This window comes from Rhodovulum sp. YNF3179, from assembly GCF_050586465.1.
Classification (GTDB): Bacteria; Pseudomonadota; Alphaproteobacteria; order Rhodobacterales; family Rhodobacteraceae; genus CAJXYS01.
Genome location: NZ_JBOCEG010000001.1, coordinates 374,907 through 396,954, shown reverse-complemented (window position 1 = coordinate 396,954; position 22,048 = coordinate 374,907). Strand labels below are relative to the sequence as shown.

Here is a 22,048-nt window from a genome sequence, read left to right as displayed (position 1 = left end):
GCGCATGACCGCACAGCCCTCGACCCTGCCGGCCGCTTTCCGTGGCCCGGCCTGCGCTGCGCTTCTTCTACTTAGCCGCCTCTGAGCGTGCCGTCGGCCGGCGCGTCCGCTCAGGGGAATCGTGACCGCGCCGGACAATCGCACGAGAGCTGAGTACAGACAGAGAGATTTCCGATGGCCCAGAACACGAACACGGAACAGGATCGCGTCCTGATCTTCGATACGACCCTGCGCGACGGCGAACAGTCGCCCGGGGCGACCATGACCCACAACGAGAAGCTCGAGATCGCGACGCTGCTCGACGAGATGGGCGTGGACATCATCGAGGCGGGCTTCCCCATCGCCTCGATCGGCGATTTCGAAGCGGTGCGCGACATCGCCAAGCTGTCGAAGACCGCGGTGATTTGCGGGCTGGCCCGCGCCAACCCGACCGATATCGACCGCTGCTGGGAAGCGGTGAAGCACGCGAAGCGCCCGCGCATCCATACCTTCATCGGCACCTCGCCGCTGCACCGGACCATACCCAACCTGACCAGGGACGAGATGGCCGACCGCATCCACGAGACGGTCAGCCATGCCCGCAATCTCTGCGACAACGTGCAGTGGTCGCCGATGGATGCGACCCGAACCGAGTGGGACTACCTCAAGCGGGTCGTCGAGATCGCGATCAGGGCCGGCGCCACCACGATCAACATCCCCGACACCGTGGGCTACACCGCGCCCGTCGAATCCGCCGACCTGATCCGTCGCCTGATCGCGGAGGTGCCCGGCGCCGACGAGATCGTCTTCGCCACCCATTGCCATAACGACCTGGGCATGGCGACGGCCAACGCGCTGGCCGCGGTCGAGGGCGGCGCGCGACAGATCGAATGCACCATCAACGGGCTCGGCGAGCGCGCCGGCAACACCGCCCTCGAAGAGGTGGTGATGGCGCTGCGGGTGCGCAACGACATCATGCCCTACCGGACCGGCGTCGACACCACCAAGATCATGCAGGCCAGCCGCATGGTCTCGACCGTCTCGGGCTTCCCGGTGCAATACAACAAGGCGATCGTCGGCAAGAACGCCTTTGCCCATGAATCCGGCATTCACCAGGACGGCGTGCTCAAGAACGCCGAGACCTTCGAGATCATGAAGCCCGAAGATATCGGCCTGTCCGACACCAACCTGGTGATGGGCAAGCATTCGGGGCGCGCGGCGCTGCGCGCCAAGCTCTCCGAGCTCGGCTACGAGCTGGGCGACAACCAGCTCAAGGATGTCTTCGTCCGATTCAAGGAACTGGCCGACCGCAAGAAGGAGGTCTATGACGAGGACCTGATCGCGCTGATGGCCGACAGTTCGACCACCGCGGCGAACGAGCGCATACAGCTCAAGTTCCTGCGCGTGATCTGCGGCACCGAGGCGCCGCAATCGGCCGACCTGACGCTCGTCATCGACGGCAAGGACCAGCAGGTCACGGCTCAGGGCGACGGCCCGGTGGACGCGACCTTCAACGCGGTCCAGGCCCTCTATCCGCATGGCGCGCGGCTGGAGCTTTACCAGGTGCACGCGGTGACGGGCGGCACGGACGCGCAGGCCACCGTCAGCGTCCGCATGGAAGAGGACGGCCACATCGCCACGGGCCAGTCCTCGGACACCGACACGGTCGTCGCCTCGGCGAAGGCCTATATCAACGCGCTGAACCGGCTCATCGTGCGGCGCGAGAAGACCAAGCCGGGCGCCGACCTGCAGTCGGTCTCGTGATCACGGACCGGGGGGCGGGTGCCGCCCCCCGGCGAAACCGCCGGTCCGGACCGGCGGAATCATGCGGGCCGCGCGTCGCGGACCCTTTACCCCCGTTCGGCTCCCGCCCTATAAGAGCCTTCGGCGCGCAAGAGACTCGCGAGACGCGCGCTCGCGCATAACAGGACAAGGCATTCATGCTGGGCGAACTATCGGGCCTCTTCTCGGCGGACATGGCGATCGATCTCGGGACGGCCAACACGCTGGTCTACGTCAAGGGGCGCGGGATCGTCCTCAACGAACCTTCCGTCGTGGCCTACCACGTCCGGGACGGGCGCAAGCAGGTGCTCGCCGTCGGCGAGGACGCGAAGCTGATGCTCGGCCGCACCCCCGGCTCGATCGAGGCGATCCGTCCGATGCGCGAGGGCGTCATCGCCGATTTCGACGTGGCCGAGGAGATGATCAAGTACTTCATCCGCAAGGTCCACAAGCGCACCACCTTCACGAAGCCCAAGATCATCGTCTGCGTCCCGCACGGTGCGACCCCGGTTGAAAAGCGGGCGATCCGGCAATCGGTGCTCTCGGCCGGGGCCCGCAAGGCCGGCCTCATCGCCGAGCCGATCGCGGCGGCCATCGGTGCGGGCATGCCGATCACGGACCCGACCGGCAGCATGGTGGTCGATATCGGCGGCGGCACGACCGAGGTGGCCGTGCTGTCGCTGGGCGACATCGTCTATGCCCGCTCGGTCCGGGTCGGCGGCGACCGCATGGACGAGGCGGTGATCTCCTACCTTCGCCGACAGCAGAACCTGCTGATCGGCGATGCCACCGCCGAGCGGATCAAGACCTCCATCGGGACGGCGCGCATGCCGGATGACGGGCGCGGCGCGTCGATGCAGATCCGCGGCCGCGACCTGCTGAACGGGGTGCCGAAGGAAACCGAGATCAACCAGGCGCAGGTCGCCGAGGCGCTGGCAGAGACCGTGCAGCAGATCTGCGAGGCGGTGATGATGGCGCTCGAGGCCACCCCGCCCGACCTGGCCGCGGACATCGTGGACCGGGGCGTGATGCTGACCGGCGGCGGCGCGCTTCTGGGCGAGCTGGACCTGGCGCTGCGCGAACAGACGGGGCTGGCGATCTCGGTCGCGGACGAAAGCCTCAACTGCGTGGCCCTCGGCACCGGCAAGGCGCTGGAGTATGAAAAACAGCTCCGTCATGCGATAGATTACGAGAGCTGACAGGCGAGTCATTCCGCCGCGAAAAGGACCGTTCATGGCCCGGGACAGGAGCTCCGAGGAGACCTATTCCCGTCCGATCCGGCGCATCCTGATCGGGGTGGTCCTGCTTGCCCTCTTCGCCGTGTTCCTGGTCTGGCGGGTCGACAACCCGCGCATGGAACGCTTCCGGGCGGCGGTGGTGGACCGGGTCGTGCCCAGCATGGACTGGGCCATGGCGCCGGTGACGCGGACGGCGCGGATGATCGAGGATTTCCAGTCCTACGCCCGGATCTACGAGCAGAACCAGGAGCTTCGGCGCGAGTTGCAGCAGATGAAGGCCTGGCGCGAGGCTGCGCTGCAACTGGAACAGAAAAACGCGAAGCTGCTCGACCTGAACAACGTGCAGCTCAACCCGCAGCTCACATACGTGACCGGCGTGGTGATGGCCGATTCGGGCTCGCCCTTCCGCCAGTCGGTGCTGCTGAACGTCGGCGCGGTCGACGGGATCCGCGACGGCTGGGCCACGATGGACGGGCTCGGGCTGGTCGGGCGGATCTCGGGGGTCGGGCGCACGACCTCCCGGGTGATCCTGCTGACCGATTCGAACAGCCGCATCCCGGTCACCATCCAGCCCTCGGGCCAGACGGCCATGCTGACCGGGGACAACACGCCCAATCCGCTGGTCGACTTCGTCGAGACGCCGGAGCTGGTTCAGCCGGGCGACCGGATCGTGTCCTCGGGCGATGCCGGGGTGTTCCCGGCCGGGCTGCTTGTTGGGCAGGTCGCCTTCGGCTCGGACGGGCGGATGCGCGCGCGCCTCTCCGCCGATTACGGGCGGCTGGATTTTCTGCGCGTCCTGCGCAGCCAGCCTGCCGAGCGCATATCGGATCCCGGGGGGCTCGTGTCCACCCGCCCGGCGGCCCCGGCGGCCCCGGAAGAGGCGCGGTCCACCCCCGCGCCCGATACCGCCCCGGAGACCGGCGCCGATGATTGACCCGGTCACGACACGCATCTGGATCTACCGCGCGGCCTTCCTCGGCCTGTGTTTCATGGTGCTGTTCCTGCGGCTTCTGCCGCTGGGCGACGGCGCCGACCCCCTGCCGGGACCAGACCTGATGCTCTGCCTGACCTTCGCCTGGCTGGTGCGGCGGCCGGAATTCTTGCCGGCGCTGCTGATCGTGGCCGTGTTCCTGCTGGCGGATTTCCTCTTCATGCGCCCGCCGGCCCTGAAGACCATCGTGGTGCTGATCGCCGCGGAATTCCTGCGCGGACAGGTTCACCGGATCCGCGATACCGCCTTCACCTTCGAGTTCATGCTGGTCGCGGCCACGATCCTGGCCGTGGTCACGGGCGAGCGGCTCCTGCACGCCCTCACCTTCACCGGCCAGCCACCACTGGGCGGCGCGGTCCTGGCCGCGCTCTTCACGATCCTGGCCTACCCGGCGGTCGTACTGTTTTCGAACGTGCTTTTCGGGGTTAAGAAGGTGACCCTGGGAGAGGCCGAACTGCTGGGGCACAGGCTGTGAAACGACCGGGCCGCGATACCGAGGAAAGCACCCGCCGCATCAGCCGGCGCGGGCTGATCCTGGGCGCGGCCCAGGTTGGCTTCGTCGGGCTGCTGGCCGCGCGCATGCGTCACCTGCAGGTCAACCAGGCCGACCAGTTCCGCCTGCTGGCCGAAGAGAACCGGATCAACATCCGGCTGATCCCACCGGCGCGCGGCCTGATTTTCGATCGCAACGGCGTGGCGCTGGCGGAAAACCGGCAGAACTACCGCATCGTCATGGTCCGCGAGGAAGCCGGCGACGTGGACGAGGTGCTGGCCCGCGTCCAGAAACTCGTGGCGCTGCCGCCCGCGGATATCGAGCGCGCGCGCCGCGAGATGGCGCGCCGCAGCCCCTTCGTGCCGGTCACGCTCGCGGACCGGCTGGAATGGGAGGAGGTCGCCGCGGTCGCCGTCAACGCCCCTGCCCTGCCCGGCGTCACGGCCGAGGTCGGGCTCTCGCGGCACTACCCGCTCCAGAGCGATTTCGCCCATGTCGTGGGCTATGTCGGCCCGGTGAGCGACTACGATCTCGAGCGGCTCGAAGATCCCGACCCGCTCTTGCAGATCCCGAACTTCCAGATCGGCAAATACGGTGTCGAAGCAAAGCTCGAGACACGGCTCCGGGGCCAGGCCGGGACCAAGCGGATCGAGGTTAACGCCGTGGGCCGGGTCATGCGCGAACTCGACCGCAAGGATGGTATCCCCGGCGACGACGTGCAGCTGACGGTGGATCACGGGCTGCAGAATTTCACGCAGGCCCGGATGGGCGTGGAAAGCGCCGCCACCATCGTGATGGACGTCAACAATGGCGACATCCTGGCGATGGGGTCCTCGCCCAGCTTCGATCCGAACAAGTTCGTGCGCGGCATCTCGGTGCCGGATTACCGCGCCCTGACCGAGAACGAACGCCGCCCGCTCGCCGGCAAGCCGGTGCAGGGGCTCTACCCGCCCGGCTCGACCTTCAAGATGGTCGTGGCGCTCGCCGCGCTGGAAGAGGGACTCGTCGACCCCGAGGAAACCGTCTGGTGCCCCGGCCACCTGGACCGCGCCGGACGGCGCTTCCATTGCTGGCGGCGGGGCGGGCACGGGCATGTCAGCCTGATCGACAGCATCAAGCAGTCCTGCGACGTCTACTACTACGACATCGCGGAACGTGTCGGCATCGACAAGATCACCGCGATGGCGCAGCGGCTCGGCCTGGGCCTGCGCCACGACCTGCCGCTTTCGGGCATCGCCGAAGGCCTGACGCCGACCAGGGCCTGGAAGGAACGGCGCCGCGGCGCCGCCTGGGTCGTGGGCGACACGCTCAACGCCGGGATCGGCCAGGGCTTCGTGCTGGCCTCGCCCCTGCAACTCGCGGTCATGACCGCGCGACTGGCCTCCGACAGGGCCGTCGTGCCGCGGCTGGTGAAATCCGTCGACGGCGTGGAGACCCCGGTCTCGGCGCCGCCGCTCGGCCTGCAGCCCGAGGCGCTGGCGCTGGTCCGCCAGGCCATGTTCGCCGTCTCGAACGAGCGGCGCGGCACGGCCTATGGCTCGCGGATCGATGCGGAGGCCCTGCGCATGGCCGGCAAGACCGGCACCAGCCAGGTCCGCAACATCACCACCGAGGAGCGCCGGCAGGGCGTCTTCCGCAACGAGGACTTGCCCTGGAACAGGCGCGATCACGCGCTCTTCGTCGCTTTCGCGCCGCATGACGCGCCACGCTACGCGGTGACGGTGGTGGTCGAGCATGGCGGAGGCGGCTCGACCGCGGCCGCGCCGATCGCGCGTGACGTGCTGCTCTACGCGCTCCATGGCGGGGTGCCGCCGCTCGAGTCCTATCCAAGCGGGCAGCGCCGCGAGATCGGCGATATGCTGGACAGCCTCGAGCTGCGCGCGCCACAGCGCCCGTCGCCGGTCCGGAGCCGCGCATGAGTTACCTCGAATACAAGGTCAAGACCGTCCCGAGCGGGCTGCGCAAGGTGCTCTACCTCAACTGGGCGCTGATCCTGCTGATCGCGGCCGCCGCCGGTTTCGGGTTCCTGATGCTCTACTCGGTGGCGGGCGGCACGATGGACCCCTGGGCCGATCCGCAGATGAAGCGCTTTGCGCTGGGGCTGGTGCTGATGCTGATCGTGGCCTTCGTGCCGATCTGGTTCTGGCGGAACATGGCGGCCCTTGCCTACGGTGTCTCGATGCTGCTGCTGCTCGCGGTGGAGTTCATGGGCTCCGTCGGCATGGGCGCCCAGCGCTGGATCGACCTGGGCTTCATGCGGCTGCAACCCTCGGAGCTGACCAAGATCACGCTGGTGATGATCCTCGCGGCCTATTACGACTGGCTCGACATCAAGAAGGTATCCCGCCCCCTCTTCGTATTGCTGCCGCTGCTGCTGATCGCGCTGCCGATGGCGCTGGTGCTGCGCCAGCCCGACCTCGGCACGGCGCTGCTGCTGGCGGCGGGGGGTGGCACGATGATGTTCCTCGCCGGGGTCAGCTGGATCTACTTCGCCGCGGTGATCGCGCTCGGCGGGGGGGCGGTTGCGGCGGTTCTGATGTCGCGGGGGACGCCCTGGCAGCTGCTGAAGGACTACCAGTTCCGCCGGATCGACACGTTCCTCGACCCGGCCTCGGACCCGCTGGGCGCCGGGTATCACATCACCCAGTCGAAGATCGCGCTCGGGTCCGGGGGATGGACCGGGCGGGGCTTCATGCAGGGGACCCAGTCGCGGTTGAACTTCCTGCCCGAAAAGCACACCGATTTCATCTTCACCACGCTCGCCGAGGAGTTCGGCTTTCTCGGCGGCATCTCGCTGCTGTCGCTTTACGCGCTGATCGTGGTGCTCTGCTTCGTCTCTGGGCTTCGGAACCGCGACCGCTTCGCCTCGCTGCTGACGCTGGGGCTCGGCACCACCTTCTTCCTGTTCTTCGCCGTGAACATGTCGATGGTGATGGGCCTTGCACCGGTCGTCGGCGTGCCGCTGCCGCTGATCTCCTATGGCGGCTCGGCGATGCTCGTGCTGCTGGTCGCCTTCGGCCTCGTGCAGAGCGCCCATATCCACCGCCCGCGCTAGGCGCCGTCCCCAACCGCCCCGAAGAGAGGAACCCGCATGACGGTCACCGTACTGTTCGCCGCCCCGGAGGATAACTGGGACGCCTACGAGGCCCCGCTTCGGACGGCCTTCGCCGAGACGGGCATCGACGCGCGCCTTGTCCGCGACGCCGCGCCGGAGGCGGTCGACTACATGGTCTACGCGCCCGGCGGCACGGTGCAGGATTTCCGGCCCTACACCCGGCTCAAGGCGGTGCTGAACCTCTGGGCCGGGGTGGAGAACATCGTCACCAACGACACGCTGACCGCGCCGCTCGCCCGCATGGTGGACGAGGGCCTGACCGAGGGCATGGTCGAATGGGTGACCGGCCACGTCCTGCGCCACCATCTCGGGATGGACCGCCACATCCTGGGCCAGGACGGCATCTGGCGCAGCGGCACGGTGCCGCCGCTCGCCCGGGACCGGACGATCGGCATGCTGGGGCTCGGGGAACTCGGCGGTGCCTGCGGTCAGGCGCTCGCGCGGCTCAACTTCAACGTCATGGGCTGGGCCCGGTCGCGGAAGTCCATCGCGGGGCTCGATTGCCGGGCCGGGGCGGACGGGCTCGACGCCGTTCTGTCGGCGGCAGAGATCGTGGTGCTGCTCCTGCCGCTGACCGACGCGACCGAGAACCTGATGGACGCGGCGCGGATCGCCCGGCTGCCCGCGGGCGCCGTGATCGTCAATCCCGGCCGCGGTCCCCTGATCGACGACGCGGCGCTTCTGGCCGCGCTCGATACGGGCCAGGTCGGCCATGCGACGCTCGACGTCTTCCGCGAGGAGCCACTGCCGCCGGCGCACCCGTTCTGGGCGCATCCCAAGGTGACCGTGACGCCGCATATCGCCTCCGAGACCAGGCCGAAAAGCGCCGCCCGGGTCATCGCCGAGAACATCCGCCGCGGCGAGGCCGGCGAACCCTTGCTGCATCTCGTGGATACGGCCGCGGGCTACTAGGGCGCCCGGCTCAGCGCAGGATCGGCGGCGCGTCCGGATCGCTGCCGGGCGGTTTCGGCGCGGATGCGGGCGGAGTGCCGGCTTGCGGCAGGTCGAAGCGCAACCCGACGCGCGCCAGCCGCGCGGCGATCGGGTCGCTCGGCGCGAAGAAGGCGACGTCGAGCGTTCCCGCCTCGATCCCGGAGAAGGTCAGCGCCTCGCCGACGATCCGCGTGAGCGCCGGCTCGGCGCCCGGCGCGGCATCGATGAAGGCCAGCATGTGACCGCGCCCACCGCCACGATACCCGACCGCGGCGAGGTAAGCGCAGCGCGCGCGCCCGCCAGCTGCGGCGAGGCCCGCATCGAGCCCCGTCAGCAGGCGGTCGGGCAGGCCCCGCGGCGCATCGAGCGTTTCGGGGTGATCTTCCACCTGGTCCGGGTCTGCGCCGAGGGTCTCGGCCAGCCAATCGACGGCCTCGGCGGGGAGCAGCGTTTCCGACGGCGCGACCGAGAGGTTCAGCCCCAGCCCCAGGCCTTGCCCCGCCAGCATCCCCGCCAGCCCCCGCCCCGAGAGCGCCGCGTATGGCGCGGCAGCACCGGTGAAGGCGGTCAGCCGATCCTCGCGGTCGAAGGCCAGCACGTACCGGGCGTTTTCGACCGGAAACACCTCGGGCTCGACGGTCTCGTCGCCCTCCGGCTCCCGGCTCAGCAGCAGGAACAGCTCCGAGGCCGCCAATGTGCGGTAGAACGCCAGCCGCGCCGGGGCGTCCTCCGGCGCGCGGTCCATTGCCGCACGGGCGGCGTCGAGGGGGGTCGTTTCGGTCATCCATCCTCCAGCGCGGCGCGCACGGCCCGGCGCAGCTCGGGCACCAGATCGGCCTCGAACCAGGGATTCTTCTTCAGCCATGCGGTATTGCGCCAGGACGGGTGTGGCAAGGGGAAGAGCCGCGGCGCGTGGTCCCGCCAACCCGCGACGGTGCGGGTCACCCCGCCGCGCGCGGCGCCGCCGAGATGCCATTTCTGGGCATATCCCCCGACCAGCAGCGTCAGCCGCGCCGCGGGCAGTTCCGCGAAAACACGGTCCCGCCAGGTCCGCGCGCATATCGGCGGGGGCGGCAGGTCGCCGCCCCTGGCGTCATAGCCCGGAAAGCAGAAGGCCATCGGCAGGATCGCGATCCGGTCGCGGTCATAGAACTCGGCCTCGGCGATATCCATCCAGCGGCGCAGGCGGTCGCCGGACGGGTCGGAAAACGGCACGCCGCTTTCGTGCACGCGGGCGCCGGGGGCCTGGCCGACGATCAGGATACGGGCCCCCGGACGTGCCCAGAAAACCGGGCGCGGCGCATGGGCCGTGGCGGTCGCGGCAAATGTCTCTGCGCAGAGCCGGCAGCCACGCACGGCGCGGGCGAGGTCGTCGAAGCTTTCCGTCATGGGCCCAATCTAGGCGCGGCGCGGCCTGCCGCCAAACATCGCGGGCAGCGCTGCCACCGTCCCGGGCGGCAGCTCTTTGGATCCGCCCCATGTTGCCTCGACCGGCGGCCTGCTCTATCCCGCGGGACATGGCAGGTGCAGGGGCTCGCATGTATCGCGTCTGGGACGTCGTCACGACCTCCTCGGCTCTCGTGGTGGCGGGGGCCGTCCTCGCGCTCGTCTGGGCGCAGGTCGATCCCGCGGGGTACCGCGCCTTCGCCGCCGCCCCCCTGCCCGGCACGGAGAGCGGCCCGACCATCCGCTTCCTCGTCAACGGGGTCCTGATGGCGCTGGTTTTCGCCTTCGCCTTCAAGGAAGTCTGGGAGGCCCTGGTGCTGCAGCACGGTGCCTTCCGGGGGCGCCGGGGCGCCGCGCCGCTGCTGGCCGCGACAGGCGGGGTGACGGCGCCCGTCCTCGTCTACGTCGCGCTGGCCGCCGCGCTGGCGCCGGCCCAGTGGGACGCGTTGGCCGCGGGATGGGCGGTGCCCGCGGCGACCGACATCGCGATTTCCTACGTGGTGGGCCGGGCGATCTTCGGCGCCGGGCATCCGGCCCTGCGGCTCATCCTGCTGCTGGCGCTGGCCGACGATGCCGCCGGGCTGGCGATCCTCGCCCTGGCCTACCCGGCCGCGCCTGTCGACGGCGGCTGGCTCCTTCTGCCGCTCGGCGCGGGGCTCGGCGCCTACCTGCTCTTCAACCGCCTGCCGCGCTGGCGCGATGGCGACGACCCGCTGCAACCGCGCGCGACGCGGATACGGATGCGGTTCGGGCTCTGGCCCTACGCGGTGGCCGGGGCGTTCAGCTGGTACGGTGTCTACAAGGCCGGGCTCAACCCCGCGCTCGGTCTCCTGCCGATCGTGCCCGCGATTCCCCATGCGGATCACGCCTTCGGTGTCTTTGCCGAGGCAGAGGGCCGGCTTGCCGATCTCCTCAATCGTGCAGCCCACCTGGTGAAGCTTCCCGTCGAGATCAGCCTGTTCCTTTTCGCGCTCGTAAACGCCGGCGCACCTCTCGGCGCGTTCGGCACGGCAAGCTGGCTGGTCCTGGCCGCGCTTCTCCTCGGCAAGCCGCTCGGCATCCTGGCCGGGGGCTGGCTCGCGGCGCGTCCGCTGGGTCTCGGCTGGCCGGCCGGGATCGGTCCGAGGGCGCTGATCGTGGTCGGTCTGGCCGCGGCCGCCGGGTTCACCATGCCGCTCTTCATCGCGGCCTCCGCGTTCGGCCCTGGGCCAACGCTCGAGGCCGCGCGGCTCGGGGTCTTGCTCAGCCTCTGCGCTGCGGTGCCGGCCTTCCTGCTGGGGCGTGGGCTCGGGGTGCATGGGCGGCGGTGACCGGACCAGCCGCGGACGGCCCCGCCGATCGGGCCTCGGACCGGGATTATTCCGGCATTAAAACTCTCGTGCCAAAAAGGTTCTAACCCGGCGCTGGCCGTGGTAAATACCGGTTTGGCGCGGTGTTACGGCCCGTCGCCGGTCCTGCCACGAGGATCGTGGCCAGTGCAGTGTGAGTGGCATGCTCGAGTTCGAGAGCGTCAGCAAGTCCTTCTGGACGGGAACCCAGCGCAAGGTCATCCTCGACCGTGCGTCTTTCCGCGTGGAGCAGGGCCGCAGCCTCGGCATCCTCGCCCCGAACGGCACCGGCAAGACCACCGTGGTCAACATGATGGCCGGGCTGGAGAAGCCCGACGAGGGCCATATCCGCCGCAATTGCCGCATTTCCTTCCCGCTCGGCTTCATGGGCGGGGTCGTCAACCGTCACACCGGCACCGAGAACGCGCGTTACATCGCGCGGCTCTACGACCTTGATCCCGATTACGTCGAGGCTTTCAGCCGCTACGTCTGCGGGATCGCGGAATACTACGACATGCCGGTGGGCACCTATTCGCAGGGCATGCGGGCACGGTTTTCCTTCTCGTTGCTGCTGGCGCTCGATTTCGACGTCTACCTCATCGACGAGGGCATGCCCGCCACCACCGATGTCGGCTTCAACAAGCGGGCCGGAACGATCCTGCAGGAAAGGCTGCGGAACGCCACGGTGGTCATCGTCTCGCACGACGCCAGGACGCTTGAGAAATTCTGTCGCTCCGCCGCGGTGCTGAAGGACGGTCAGATGCTCATGTTCGAGACCCTTGAAGAGGCCAAGAGGCTCTATGACTACGAAACCAACGGCTAGGAACTACCGCGTCAGGCGGCCGTCGCTTCGCGACGCGATGCCGGGGCCGGAAGCCGGACCGGCGGACGGACGGACGCAGGAAACGGCCGGTCCGTCGGCGTCGCCCGGGCCGGATGCCTCGCCGGAACAGGAACTCGAGGCCATCCGCCGCGAGAACCTTACCGGGCGCCAGCTGCGCATGGCCCGGCGGATCGCACAGAAGCACGGGCTGGAACCTGCGTCGGACATCGACGCGGTGCGGATTCTGCGCCGCAAGGGCATCGACCCGTTCAAGCCGTCGGACGTGATGAACCTGATCGCCCCGGGCGCCGATACGGCGCGGGACCGCCTCGCCAACCAGCCCGGGGCGCCGAAACAGCCCGCCCGGCCGACTCCGGCGGCACCGCAGCCCGATGCCGAGATCGCGCGCGCGCAGGAAATCCGGCGCATCCAGAGGGACATCGCCCGGCGCAGGCGCCTGCGCGTGGCTTTTCTCGCGGCGCGGCTGGCGGTCTTCGTCCTGCTCCCGACGCTGGCCGCGGCCTATTACTACTTCAAGGTGGCCACGCCGCTCTACGCCACGCAGAGCGAGTTCGTCATACAGCAGGCCGACGGCGGCGGCGGCGGCGGACAGCTGGGCGGGCTCTTCGCGGGAACCCAGTTCGCCACCACGCAGGATTCCATCACGGTCCAGAGCTACCTCCTGTCGCGCGAGGCGATGCTGCGGCTCGACCGGGACAAGGGCTTCAAGGCGCATTTCAGCCAGCCCGGGATCGACCCGGTCCAGCGCCTGCCCGAGGGGGCCACCAACGAGGCCGCCTACCGTCTCTACAAGCGGCACGTCACGATCGGCTACGACCCGACCGAGGGCCTCATCCGCATGGAGGTCGCCGCCACCAGCCCCGAGAAGAGCGCGGAGTTCTCACGCGCGCTGATCTCCTACGCCGAGGAACAGGTGGACAACCTGACCCGTCGGCTGCGCGCCGACCAGATGGCCGGCGCCCGGGACAGCTACGAGGAGGCCGAACGCAAGATGCTGGCGGCGCAGGACCGGGTTCTGGAGCTGCAGAAGAAACGCGGCGTCCTGAGCGCCGAGATGGAAGTATCGGCGCAGATGAACCAGATCTCCACTTTCGAGGTCGAGTTGCGCAACGAACGGCTGAAGCTCGAGCGCCTGCTCGACAACGCCGCGCCCAACGCCACGCGCGTCGAGGTCGCGCGCGCCAACATCGCGCGGCTCGAGAATATGATCGCCCGCATGCGCGACGAAATGACCGGCAGCGCCGGTGGATCGGCCTCCCTCGCCGAGATTTCCGGCGAGCTTGTCGTCGCGCAGGCCGATCTCGAGACGCGACAGGCCCTGCTCGCCCAGGCGCTCCAGCAACTCGAGACCGCCCGGATCGAGGCCAACCGGCAGGTGCGCTACCTGTCGCTCGGCGTCAGCCCGGTCGTCCCCGACGAGCCCAGCTATCCGCGCGCGGCCGAGAACACGCTGCTGGCGTTCCTGATCTTCGGCGGTTTATACCTGATGCTGTCGCTTACGGCCGCCATTCTCAGGGAACAGGTAACCGCCTGACATGACCACCATAGACCTCGGCGATTTCGCCGTCGGAAACGACCAGCCGCTGACCGTGATCGCCGGCCCCTGCCAGCTGGAAAGCGCGGATCACGCCCAGATGATCGCCGGCGCCATGCAGGACGCCTGCGCCGCCGCGGGCGCGCGCTTCGTCTTCAAGGGGTCCTTCGACAAGGCCAACCGCACCTCGCTGTCCGGCAAGCGCGGGGTCGGCGCCGAGGCCGGGCTCGCGATCCTTGCCGGGGTGCGTGACGCGATCGGCTGCCCGGTCCTGACCGATGTCCACGAGGCCGCCCACTGCGCCGAGGCCGCCGCCGCCGTGGACGTGATCCAGATCCCGGCCTTTCTCTGCCGCCAGACCGACCTGCTGCTGGCCGCCGGGCGCACCGGCGCGGCGATCAACGTCAAGAAGGGCCAGTTCCTCGCCCCCTGGGACATGCCCAACGTGGCCGCCAAGATCGCGTCCACCGGCAACGAGCGGATTCTCCTGACCGAGCGGGGCGTCAGCTTCGGCTACAACACGCTCGTGACGGACATGCGAAGCCTGCCGATCATGGCCCGCACCGGCTACCCCGTGGTCATGGATGCCACCCATTCCGTGCAGCAGCCCGGCGGGCTTGGCGGCGCGTCGGGCGGGCAGCGCGAGTTCGCGCCGGTGATGGCCCGCGCCGCGGTCTCTCTCGGCATCGCGGCGGTGTTCATCGAGACCCACGAGGCTCCCGACGGCGCCCCCTCCGACGGACCCAACATGATCCCGCTCGACCAGATGCCGGGGCTGATCGCGTCGCTGATGGATTTCGACCGCCTCGCCAAGGCCGCGCCCCTGCGGGTCTGACATCGCGGCCGGCCCTCGTGGAAAATCCACGGATTTCCGCCGAATTTTGACTTGAAGCCGACGCCGCGGCGGCGTATCTAACCGGCCACGTTGGGGTGTAGCCAAGTGGTAAGGCAGCGGTTTTTGGTACCGTGTATCGTAGGTTCGAATCCTACCACCCCAGCCATCGTCCAGAAAGATGCGCGTGGGATCGACGGCCGCCCTCCGGGTCCGTTCGCCACCTGCCCGCCCCTAGCCTCCTGGACCGACGGGAAGGATCAGGACCAGGGGCGCAGCGGAGTTTTACCCCCAATATTACCCCAGGGTTATCGGGCAATCGATGGTGGGGTGGGTCGGTCTGTGGGGGTTGGCTGTACTGATCAAGCGGCCAGTGAAGCTATCCGAATTGAATCTCCCCGCCATCACGGCGACATCTGCGGCGCTTGGACAATCTATGGTCCGGGATCTTCGTTTATCGCTTGCTGGTAGCTCTCGATGGCTTCCAATGGATAGACGATCTGCAGGGTCGTGAATGTCAGGCAATCGCGCCCGATGGCTGCACCAAGCACTTCTATGGCGAGGATCATAACCCCGACCGCCACAGTAGGCAGCGGCAGGGCCAAGAAAAACCCGACCCACATCCAAACGTAGTCCATGACTGCGTTCAGGACGCTGTCTCCCACGTAGCCTTGGTAGACGGTAACGTCGCGGAACCGGCCGAGGACCCAATCCGTGTGCTCGACGATTTCCCAAGCGACGCCTGTCACGATCGCGAGGACAATGAGCGCTGAGTGGGATAACCACCCGCGCGAAAGGCGTCCGAGCAACACGATCAGCATGCCGTGAACCACGTGGGACAAGGAATACCAGTCTGCAACGTGTTGCGAGTTCCCGGAGGACCAGATGTGCCCCTCCCAGAGCTTCACGTAGCCACAGTTACAAATCAGCGGCTGACCCCAGGACCAAAGGGTTACGCCGATCAGCAGGGCTCCGATCACGGCGACAGCGTACAGGTATCCGTCAAAAGAAATCGTCTTCTGCCTTTTCATGACCCGTACTCTGCGCTTCCTTTGCCAAGCTGGGCTCTCCTCCGCCGCCTCGGAGAATACCGTCAACCACCACCAGGTTCGTGCGTGCTGTGCGGTGGCGGATCTTGGTGAGCTCCACGTATTCAGGGTCTGCGTGCCAGGCCTTGGCGTCCTGAACAGACCGGAACCGCATCAGGACAGTTTTCGGCTTCACCCAACCCCCTTCAAGGATCTCGGTCTCTGCCTTGGATGTCGCCAGAAGCTCCCTAAGAATAAGGTGGGCGGTATGGAGCGCGCCGAACCAAAGAGACCAAGGCTCTGCCACAGAATGGCGATTGGCGGCTAGGGATTGATGTCCCTGCTGCAGGCTCGGAGGCAGTTGGAAAGAGGCGTCACGGGGACTCTGCGCATGGACGACCCACACAGCCGGAAAACCAGAACAACCAAGAGAATTCATGCGCCCATTTCTGATTCCGTAGCTGTGCTACCTGAAGGGTGTGAAGCGGAGCGCTTTCTCGACTGAACGGTCGGAGGAGATCAATCTGCATTGAACCCACTCACCTTTTGAGAACCCGTCGAGTACAAAACTGAATTCCAGGTGACCCCGGCTATCCGGCTTGAACCTATGCGATGCGTTCGGCACCGGTGCCGGTGGTAGGCCATCCCGCTGCATCCCCGCGTCGTAAATGAAAAACTGGTAGTCCTTCCCCTGAGGCACGTTATCGAACTCTACCCGTATTTCAAAATCCATCAGGTTGCCGCGGCGCCGCTTGTCGAGCATCACGACCCTGGTAGCGACTTGATCAGAATCCGTTGCGACGAGATGGAGATTCTCACTTGTGGCTGGTTCAGAATAGCCCTGAGCAACACTTGGTCCCGCAACCGCCAGGAAGGCAAAGACCGCAATTGCTGACAATATTTTTCCCATCGTCTCCTCCAGGCTTGCCACGCAATGCACTTTATTGATCAATCTGATTGTCTGGATTGATATTGATCAACCTATCCGGGGCCGTTCCGTGTTCGATGAGCTCTGGGCAGTCATTCACCATCCCGCGCCTCACCAACGGCTTGCCTCATAGCATCGACACCTTCGGGCGACTTCAGAAGCTCCTTGACGAGGCTCCGCGCATTCAGGGAGCGGATCGAGCTGGGTGCAGAGGTCGCAAGGAAGCAGTCGAGCCGTTCCATTGGGCGGTGCTCTTCGTCACAGCGCATGATTTCGGCGAAGTACAGGTCTTCAACGATGGGCAGCTCAGTGCCCCGTTTCCGGCTGATCCAGAAGTCTGTGCTCCCCGAGATTGCGCCAAAGCAGGCGAGCTGACTGATCTCACCTTCCACGTCGCGGCACTGCTGAAGTTGCGCGCGGTAGTCGCCCGGCGGCGCTGGAGCTTCGTCGGCATGAACCGCCACGGCTGTTCCTAGCAGCATCACGAGAGTCAAGATCGGAAACTTGCTCACCTTTCCCATCCTATCAGACCAGCTCGAGCCTAGTCTGGACCACGCCAAGCTCAAAGCACTGGCGAAAGGGAATTGCCAGCCTGTCTTTACTAGGGTCAGGACCACCCCAGCCATCATCCAGAAAAATGCGCCTGGGATCGACGGCCGCCCTCCGGGTCCGTTCGCCACCTGCCCGCCCCTAGCCTCCTGGACCGACGGGAAGGATCAGGGCTGTATCAGGTATCGACCGGGCCCCGTCGAGAATTTCGGGCGTGCCTGGGCCGCTCGGGCGGGGGCGGGGCGGCCCGCGTCATGTCCGCCAGCCCAGCAGGCGCTGTTCCATGAAGCCGATGGTCATGCTGACCAGAACGCCGAGGATCGACAGGATCACCACGCCCGCGAAGAGACGCTCGAGATCGTAGAGCGACCCCGCCTCGAGGATATAGGCGCCAATCCCGTATTGCGCGCCAAGCATCTCGGCCGCCACCAGCAGGATGATGGCGATGGCAAGGCTGATGCGAAGCCCCGAGAGGATGCCCGGCATCGCCCCCGGCAGGACGATCTTGCGCACGATCGACAGCCATGACAGCCCGAAGCTTTGCCCCATCCGGATCAGCGTCCGGTCGACATTATCCACCGCGCCGTAGGTCGCCACCACCGTGGGCGTGAAGGTGCCAAACGCGATCAGGGCGTATTTCGACCCCTCGTCGATCCCGAACCAGATCACGAAGAGCGGCAGAAGCGCGATTTTCGGGATCGGGAAGATGGCGGCGATCACCGGCACGAGCGCCGCGCGCATGTAAGAGAAGAGGCCGATCAGGATACCGGTCGCGATCCCGACACTGGCGCCAAGCGCCGCACCGACCGCGAGCCGGGTCAGGGACGGCACGAGATGGGCGAAGAACAGGCCTGACTCCCAGAGCTCGCCGAAGGTCGCCAGCACCTCCGAGGGCCGCGGCAGGGTCAGCGCCGAGATCCACCCGGCCCGCGTGCCCCATTCCACCAGGCCGATCACCAGCACGAAGACCGCAACGCCGATCCAGCGGCGGCGCTCAGGCTGGAAGCCGCCGCCGCGGAACCGCACTTCGCGCATGGGGCGCGTTTCGAGACGGGCGTCAGACATCGATCAATTCCTCGTCGGCGGCGCGAGCCTCCTCGCGCATGAGAGCCCAGAGATGCTGTTGCACCCGGTCCAGGTCGGGATCGGCATAGCCCCGCTCAGCAAGCGGCTTCCCGATCTCGACGATCTCGCGGATGCGGCCCGGGCGGCGCGACAGCACCACGACACGATGGCCGAGGCGCACGGCCTCGGCGAGGTTGTGCGTGACGTAGACGGCCGTGAACGGTTCCCGCGTCCAGAGCGAGATCAGGTCGTCCATGAGCAGTTCGCGCGTCTGGCTGTCCAGCGCCGAGAGCGGTTCGTCCATCAGCATCACGGCCGGGTTGACGGCGAGCGCCCGCGCGATGGCCACGCGCTGTTTCATCCCGCCCGACAGCTGCTTCGGCAACGCGTCGGCAAAATCGGAAAGGCGGGTCCGTGCCAGCACGTCCGCGATGATCGGCGCGGCCTTGCGGCCCCGGATGCCGTGATCCTCGAGCACGAGCGAGACGTTGCCCCGGACCGTGCGCCAGGGCAGCAGCGCGAAATCCTGGAAAATGTAGGTGAGCGGGTTCAGGCAGCCCTCGGGCGGCGCCCCTATCTGGAGAACCCGCCCCTGTGACGGACGCTCCAGCCCGCCGATGAGCCGGAGAAGCGTGGACTTTCCGCAGCCCGACGGACCGACGAGACACACGATCCGCCCCGTGTCGATATCAAGCGACACGTCGCGCAGAACTTCGGTCGCACCGTAGCTGTGCGCGATCCCTTCGAGCCGAATATCCATCATCCCCCCGCCGGTTGCGAAGGGCGGCCGCGGCCGCCCTCCGGCGTCGATCAGCTGCCGATGGTCTCGACGTAGCTGCTGTCCACGAGCGTCTCGAGCGTGATGTCGGCATCGACGAGGTTCTCGGACTGGAACCAGTCCAGCTGGTCGCGCACCGAGGCCAGGTTCAGCGCCGCATCCGCGTTGAGCCGCATCGAGCCGTTGACGATCGATGGCGCCGCCTTCTCGAGCGGGCGGTCGGTATAGACATAGGTGTGGATCAGCCTGACCATCTCGTCCATCGCCTCCTCGCCGGCGCTGCGGTCCACCATGGCGGCGTTGTAGTCCGCCACGCCCCGGCTGAACCCGCCGAGGAAGGCCGAGGTCAGCTCGCGTTCCGAACTGGCATTCCCCGTCGAGGTGAAGACCGTGGTCACCTGGTAGTCCGGCAGGTAGTCCGAGACGTTGCCGATCATCTTGACCGCGCCCGCGCCGGCGAGCGGCTTGGCGATATGGGGCACGATCGACCAGGCGTCGATCTGGCCCGACTTTAGCGCACCGATGATCGCGCCCACCTTCTGGAGCGGCACGAAGGTCGGCGCGACGCCTTCGGCCGCGGCGATCTTGGACCCCATGTAATGGAAGGACGAGCCGGCCGTCGTCATGCCGTAGCGGGCCTCGCCCAGTGCGGCCGGCGAGGTCAGCCCCGCCTCGAAGGCGGCATTCGAGGCGAGGATCTTCTGGCCGTCGATCCCCGGCTCCTCGCTGAGGGCGCCGCCGATAACCTTCACCGCGCCCTTGTCAGCCAGCGAGATGAGCCCGCCCGAGATCGCCGTGACCCCGAAATCGACGTCGCCGGAGGCGATGGCCACGGCCATCGGCTGCGCGGCCTGGAAGAACTTGAGCTCGACGTCGAGCCCCGCCTCTTCGAAGTAACCGCGCTGAAGCGCGACGAAACTGCCGGAATGGCTGGTGAAGGGCAGCGCGCCCACCACCACCTTGCCGCGCTGCGCCAGCGCCGGGGCGCCCAGCCCCGCCGCCGCCGCGGTCGCGCCCATCAGGCCCAGGGCCTGCCGTCTGCTGAATGTCGTCATGATCTCCTCCCTTTTTGTTGTGGATGACGATGTGCCGCCCCGGCGCAGGCGCTGGGGGCGATGTCTTCGCGGATGCAACCGTCGGGCGCGCCGCACGCGCGCGCCGCGTCACGGTCCGGCATCGCGGCCCGCAGGCCATGCCGCCGGACCGCGTGGCGCTCGGCATCGTTCCGCCGCCCGCGCCGCTGGGCCGAAGCCAGCATGGCGACGACGGTCTCGTCGGCGTCTTTACGCGGTCGGAAAATCACGATCGGCCCCTTCGGATACTGGATATTCCTACCGGTTGTCCAAGGCATGTCAATCACGGCCGCGGCTGCAGCTTGACCGACATCATGGTGTCGGCACGCCGCAAGGCCTAGGCTTTCGACGAGCGCATATTTCGGGATGGGGATTTGGCTGATGTCGTCTGAACGCCGCGCGGGCCGCGCGCCGGTTCCATCCCGGGCGCTTGCCTTCTTTCTGCTGGGCACCTTCGCCATCACCTGGGGCATCATCGGCAGCTACATCCTGGCGCCGGGGCCGACCCTCGCGCTCTTCGGAGAGATCAGCGGCGGCCATCCGCTGTATTTCGTCGCCACCTGGGCGCCGGCGATCACCGGGCTGACGCTCGTGCTGGTCCATACGGGACCGGGCGGGATACGGCTGTTCCTGTCGCGGCTTCTCCTGTGGCGATGCGCGGTGGCCTGGTGGCTTTTCATCCTTGCCGGGATCCCGCTGGTCTTCATGGCCGGATCGCTGCTCAAGGGCGGCCCGCTGCTCGCACCGCTGCCGCCCGGCGGCGCGGCGCCGATGCTTGGCCTGATGGGAATGATGCTCTTTCTCGGCCCGATGGAGGAATTCGGCTGGCGCGGCGTCGCGCAGCCGCTGCTGCAACGACACGTCGCCCCGTTCTGGGCCGGCGCCCTGATCGGTGCGGTCTGGGGGGTCTGGCACCTTCCCGTCTTCTACCTTGCGGGGGTCGTCTACGAGAACTGGAGTTTCCTGCCCTTCTTCATCGGGAACGTGACCCTCGCGATCCTTGTCACGCCGATCCTGAACGCCGGGCGCGGCAGTCTTCTGTTGCCGATGCTGTTCCACTGGCAGCTGATCAACCCGTTCTGGCCCGACGCGCAGCCGTGGGACACCTGGATCCTGGTCGCCGTGGCGGCCGTCGTCGTCTGGTGGCAGCGGGACCGGATGTTCACCCGCGCCGGGGCGGTGACGCGCGTGGTGCCCCCAGCGCCGCGGGACAGGACATAGCGGCAACGCGGATCGGCACCGGCGCGCGGCGGCGGGACCATCGCCGGCACCGGACCCGCCGGTGGCGCCCGCGCGGCTCGACGGGCGGGCGGGCTGGCAGACGTCGCAGACGTCGGACAAGTTCCACAATTTTCCACACAACTGCACATAAGGCCAACAATTTAAAAGTGTCCTGAAAACCGCAGCCCACGTTTAGCGATAGTCCCGCGGGATAATGCCATATCCCGGAGGGTCATCGTGCTGCGCCTGTTGAGCTGTCTCATTCTCGGAATAGGCCTGCTTGCGTCGATCGCCGCGTCCGCAACCGCGACGCGGGCACAGCAGGCCGCAATGCCCCGGCACCTGCCGCTGGGCGAAGCGGTTCCACCCCCCGAAGGCGCGGTGGACCTTTGCAACCGGTTCTCCTGGGCCTGTGCAAGATCATCGAACCGGGACGGCCGCCTGGACGACATGCTGATGATGGCCCACCGGGTCAATCGGGACGTGAACCGCAGTGTCCGCCCGATATCCGACCTCAAGCAGTACGGCCGGGAGGAGCTTTGGGCCCTGCCGACACCACGCGGCGGCGATTGCGAGGACTACGCGCTCCGGAAAAAGCAGATCCTCTACGCCAGTGGCGTCGATCCGGCGCGGCTCCTGCTCGCGACGGTTCTCGACACCAACATGAGTCCCCATGCGGTTCTGGTGCTCCGCCACGAGACGGGGGATTTCGTGCTCGACAACCTGAACAACAAGCTGCTGGGCTGGGCGAAAACCGGCTACATCTTCATGCGGGTTCAGAACCCGCGCGCCCCGCACGGATGGAACATGGTGCTGCGCGGCGGCGTTCTCGACGATGGGCCGACATCGTCCATCACGAAATGCGTGCAACCCTACTGACACCGGGCGGCC

General features: G+C 67.6%; 23 protein-coding genes and 1 tRNA gene. 14 read left to right on the top strand and 10 right to left on the bottom strand.

Going from position 1 to position 22,048, the window contains the following annotated elements; translation table 11 throughout:
• Window positions 1–174: 174 nt before the first annotated feature.
• The 7 genes from ACQ5SP_RS02035 to ACQ5SP_RS02005 all read left to right on the top strand — a co-directional run bounded on the left by ACQ5SP_RS02035 (window position 175) and on the right by ACQ5SP_RS02005 (window position 8,510).
• Window positions 175–1,743 (top strand): 2-isopropylmalate synthase, encoded by a 1,569-nt coding sequence (locus ACQ5SP_RS02035; protein WP_430935909.1) that lies wholly within the window; start codon window positions 175–177, stop codon window positions 1,741–1,743.
• Window positions 1,744–1,919: 176 nt separating this feature from the next.
• Window positions 1,920–2,960, top strand: a complete 1,041-nt coding sequence (locus ACQ5SP_RS02030; RefSeq protein ID WP_430935907.1) for a rod shape-determining protein — start codon at window positions 1,920–1,922, stop codon at window positions 2,958–2,960.
• Between the two features lie 34 nt (window positions 2,961–2,994).
• Window positions 2,995–3,933: a rod shape-determining protein MreC gene (gene mreC, locus ACQ5SP_RS02025; RefSeq protein WP_430935905.1), complete on the top strand. Its 939-nt coding sequence runs from the start codon at window positions 2,995–2,997 to the stop codon at window positions 3,931–3,933.
• Window positions 3,926–4,465, top strand: coding sequence for a rod shape-determining protein MreD (locus ACQ5SP_RS02020; RefSeq protein ID WP_430935903.1), 540 nt, complete (start codon window positions 3,926–3,928; stop codon window positions 4,463–4,465). Before mreC ends, ACQ5SP_RS02020 begins: the two co-directional genes overlap by 8 nt.
• Complete coding sequence (mrdA, locus tag ACQ5SP_RS02015; protein ID WP_430935901.1) at window positions 4,462–6,402, top strand: penicillin-binding protein 2; 1,941 nt, start codon at window positions 4,462–4,464, stop codon at window positions 6,400–6,402. The genes ACQ5SP_RS02020 and mrdA overlap by 4 nt, the downstream gene beginning before the upstream one ends.
• Window positions 6,399–7,538 carry a rod shape-determining protein RodA gene (gene rodA / locus ACQ5SP_RS02010; protein ID WP_430935899.1) on the top strand — a complete coding sequence of 380 codons (1,140 nt, stop codon included), beginning with the start codon at window positions 6,399–6,401 and terminating at the stop codon, window positions 7,536–7,538. Before mrdA ends, rodA begins: the two co-directional genes overlap by 4 nt.
• A 36-nt stretch (window positions 7,539–7,574) precedes the next feature.
• Window positions 7,575–8,510 (top strand): 2-hydroxyacid dehydrogenase, encoded by a 936-nt coding sequence (locus ACQ5SP_RS02005; protein WP_430935897.1) that lies wholly within the window; start codon window positions 7,575–7,577, stop codon window positions 8,508–8,510.
• A gap of 10 nt (window positions 8,511–8,520) precedes the next feature.
• On the opposite strand, the gene ACQ5SP_RS02000 is transcribed toward ACQ5SP_RS02005, so the two are convergent.
• Window positions 8,521–9,315 (bottom strand): SseB family protein, encoded by a 795-nt coding sequence (locus ACQ5SP_RS02000; protein WP_430935895.1) that lies wholly within the window; start codon window positions 9,313–9,315, stop codon window positions 8,521–8,523.
• Window positions 9,312–9,920, bottom strand: coding sequence for a uracil-DNA glycosylase family protein (locus tag ACQ5SP_RS01995; protein ID WP_430935893.1), 609 nt, complete (start codon window positions 9,918–9,920; stop codon window positions 9,312–9,314). Before ACQ5SP_RS01995 ends, ACQ5SP_RS02000 begins: the two co-directional genes overlap by 4 nt.
• Before the next feature lie 149 nt (window positions 9,921–10,069).
• Here ACQ5SP_RS01995 and ACQ5SP_RS01990 point away from each other — a divergent pair, with 149 nt between their 5' ends.
• The 5 genes from ACQ5SP_RS01990 (at window position 10,070) to ACQ5SP_RS01970 (ending at window position 14,684) form a co-directional block, all read left to right on the top strand.
• Window positions 10,070–11,287 carry a Na+/H+ antiporter NhaA gene (locus tag ACQ5SP_RS01990; protein ID WP_430935891.1) on the top strand — a complete coding sequence of 406 codons (1,218 nt, stop codon included), beginning with the start codon at window positions 10,070–10,072 and terminating at the stop codon, window positions 11,285–11,287.
• Between the two features lie 181 nt (window positions 11,288–11,468).
• Window positions 11,469–12,128, top strand: a complete 660-nt coding sequence (locus ACQ5SP_RS01985; protein ID WP_430935889.1) for an ABC transporter ATP-binding protein — start codon at window positions 11,469–11,471, stop codon at window positions 12,126–12,128.
• Entirely contained in the window at window positions 12,106–13,683 is a 1,578-nt protein-coding gene (locus ACQ5SP_RS01980) for a capsule biosynthesis protein (RefSeq protein WP_430935887.1), read from the top strand. Before ACQ5SP_RS01985 ends, ACQ5SP_RS01980 begins: the two co-directional genes overlap by 23 nt.
• A 1-nt stretch (window position 13,684) precedes the next feature.
• Window positions 13,685–14,518, top strand: coding sequence for a 3-deoxy-8-phosphooctulonate synthase (kdsA, locus tag ACQ5SP_RS01975; RefSeq protein ID WP_430935885.1), 834 nt, complete (start codon window positions 13,685–13,687; stop codon window positions 14,516–14,518).
• A 91-nt stretch (window positions 14,519–14,609) separates the two neighbouring features.
• Window positions 14,610–14,684 (top strand) — tRNA-Gln (locus ACQ5SP_RS01970).
• A 265-nt stretch (window positions 14,685–14,949) separates the two neighbouring features.
• On the opposite strand, the gene ACQ5SP_RS01965 is transcribed toward ACQ5SP_RS01970, so the two are convergent.
• The 8 genes from ACQ5SP_RS01965 to ACQ5SP_RS01930 all read right to left on the bottom strand — a co-directional run bounded on the left by ACQ5SP_RS01965 (window position 14,950) and on the right by ACQ5SP_RS01930 (window position 20,214).
• Complete coding sequence (locus tag ACQ5SP_RS01965) at window positions 14,950–15,546, bottom strand: DUF2585 family protein (RefSeq protein ID WP_430935883.1); 597 nt, start codon at window positions 15,544–15,546, stop codon at window positions 14,950–14,952.
• Window positions 15,518–15,982: a DUF1330 domain-containing protein gene (locus ACQ5SP_RS01960; protein WP_430935881.1), complete on the bottom strand. Its 465-nt coding sequence runs from the start codon at window positions 15,980–15,982 to the stop codon at window positions 15,518–15,520. Before ACQ5SP_RS01960 ends, ACQ5SP_RS01965 begins: the two co-directional genes overlap by 29 nt.
• Window positions 15,983–16,009: 27 nt before the next feature.
• Window positions 16,010–16,474, bottom strand: coding sequence for a hypothetical protein (locus tag ACQ5SP_RS01955; protein WP_430935879.1), 465 nt, complete (start codon window positions 16,472–16,474; stop codon window positions 16,010–16,012).
• 89 nt (window positions 16,475–16,563) lie between these two features.
• Complete coding sequence (locus ACQ5SP_RS01950; RefSeq protein ID WP_430935877.1) at window positions 16,564–16,983, bottom strand: hypothetical protein; 420 nt, start codon at window positions 16,981–16,983, stop codon at window positions 16,564–16,566.
• Window positions 16,984–17,272: 289 nt separating this feature from the next.
• On the bottom strand, window positions 17,273–18,085 hold the full coding sequence (locus tag ACQ5SP_RS01945; protein ID WP_430935875.1) for an ABC transporter permease: 813 nt from the start codon (window positions 18,083–18,085) through the stop codon (window positions 17,273–17,275).
• The gene (locus tag ACQ5SP_RS01940) at window positions 18,078–18,845 is read right to left on the bottom strand and encodes an ABC transporter ATP-binding protein (RefSeq protein ID WP_430935873.1); all 768 of its coding nucleotides are present in this window, start codon (window positions 18,843–18,845) and stop codon (window positions 18,078–18,080) included. Before ACQ5SP_RS01940 ends, ACQ5SP_RS01945 begins: the two co-directional genes overlap by 8 nt.
• 50 nt (window positions 18,846–18,895) lie before the next feature.
• Window positions 18,896–19,918, bottom strand: coding sequence for an ABC transporter substrate-binding protein (locus tag ACQ5SP_RS01935; protein WP_430935871.1), 1,023 nt, complete (start codon window positions 19,916–19,918; stop codon window positions 18,896–18,898).
• Window positions 19,915–20,214, bottom strand: coding sequence for a hypothetical protein (locus tag ACQ5SP_RS01930; RefSeq protein WP_430935869.1), 300 nt, complete (start codon window positions 20,212–20,214; stop codon window positions 19,915–19,917). The genes ACQ5SP_RS01935 and ACQ5SP_RS01930 overlap by 4 nt, the downstream gene beginning before the upstream one ends.
• Before the next feature lie 103 nt (window positions 20,215–20,317).
• On the opposite strand from ACQ5SP_RS01930, the gene ACQ5SP_RS01925 reads away from it, so the two are divergent.
• Entirely contained in the window at window positions 20,318–21,157 is an 840-nt protein-coding gene (locus ACQ5SP_RS01925) for a CPBP family glutamic-type intramembrane protease (protein WP_430935867.1), read from the top strand.
• A gap of 249 nt (window positions 21,158–21,406) precedes the next feature.
• Window positions 21,407–22,036: a transglutaminase-like cysteine peptidase gene (locus ACQ5SP_RS01920; protein ID WP_430935864.1), complete on the top strand. Its 630-nt coding sequence runs from the start codon at window positions 21,407–21,409 to the stop codon at window positions 22,034–22,036.
• The last annotated feature ends 12 nt before the right edge of the window (window positions 22,037–22,048 follow it).

Coding starts and splice junctions, on each gene's coding strand:
- ACQ5SP_RS01990 (WP_430935891.1), top strand. CDS start 10,070: ATGTATCGCGTCTGGGACGTCGTCACGACCTCCTCGGCTCTCGTGGTG.
- ACQ5SP_RS02000 (WP_430935895.1), bottom strand. CDS start 9,315: ATGACCGAAACGACCCCCCTCGACGCCGCCCGTGCGGCAATGGACCGC.
- ACQ5SP_RS01945 (WP_430935875.1), bottom strand. CDS start 18,085: ATGTCTGACGCCCGTCTCGAAACGCGCCCCATGCGCGAAGTGCGGTTC.
- ACQ5SP_RS02030 (WP_430935907.1), top strand. CDS start 1,920: ATGCTGGGCGAACTATCGGGCCTCTTCTCGGCGGACATGGCGATCGAT.
- ACQ5SP_RS01985 (WP_430935889.1), top strand. CDS start 11,469: ATGCTCGAGTTCGAGAGCGTCAGCAAGTCCTTCTGGACGGGAACCCAG.
- ACQ5SP_RS02020 (WP_430935903.1), top strand. CDS start 3,926: ATGATTGACCCGGTCACGACACGCATCTGGATCTACCGCGCGGCCTTC.
- mreC (WP_430935905.1), top strand. CDS start 2,995: ATGGCCCGGGACAGGAGCTCCGAGGAGACCTATTCCCGTCCGATCCGG.
- ACQ5SP_RS01940 (WP_430935873.1), bottom strand. CDS start 18,845: ATGGATATTCGGCTCGAAGGGATCGCGCACAGCTACGGTGCGACCGAA.
- ACQ5SP_RS02035 (WP_430935909.1), top strand. CDS start 175: ATGGCCCAGAACACGAACACGGAACAGGATCGCGTCCTGATCTTCGAT.
- ACQ5SP_RS02005 (WP_430935897.1), top strand. CDS start 7,575: ATGACGGTCACCGTACTGTTCGCCGCCCCGGAGGATAACTGGGACGCC.
- ACQ5SP_RS01980 (WP_430935887.1), top strand. CDS start 12,106: ATGACTACGAAACCAACGGCTAGGAACTACCGCGTCAGGCGGCCGTCG.
- ACQ5SP_RS01960 (WP_430935881.1), bottom strand. CDS start 15,982: ATGAATTCTCTTGGTTGTTCTGGTTTTCCGGCTGTGTGGGTCGTCCAT.
- kdsA (WP_430935885.1), top strand. CDS start 13,685: ATGACCACCATAGACCTCGGCGATTTCGCCGTCGGAAACGACCAGCCG.
- ACQ5SP_RS01935 (WP_430935871.1), bottom strand. CDS start 19,918: ATGACGACATTCAGCAGACGGCAGGCCCTGGGCCTGATGGGCGCGACC.
- ACQ5SP_RS01930 (WP_430935869.1), bottom strand. CDS start 20,214: ATGCCTTGGACAACCGGTAGGAATATCCAGTATCCGAAGGGGCCGATC.
- ACQ5SP_RS01965 (WP_430935883.1), bottom strand. CDS start 15,546: ATGAAAAGGCAGAAGACGATTTCTTTTGACGGATACCTGTACGCTGTC.
- rodA (WP_430935899.1), top strand. CDS start 6,399: ATGAGTTACCTCGAATACAAGGTCAAGACCGTCCCGAGCGGGCTGCGC.
- ACQ5SP_RS01925 (WP_430935867.1), top strand. CDS start 20,318: ATGTCGTCTGAACGCCGCGCGGGCCGCGCGCCGGTTCCATCCCGGGCG.
- ACQ5SP_RS01995 (WP_430935893.1), bottom strand. CDS start 9,920: ATGACGGAAAGCTTCGACGACCTCGCCCGCGCCGTGCGTGGCTGCCGG.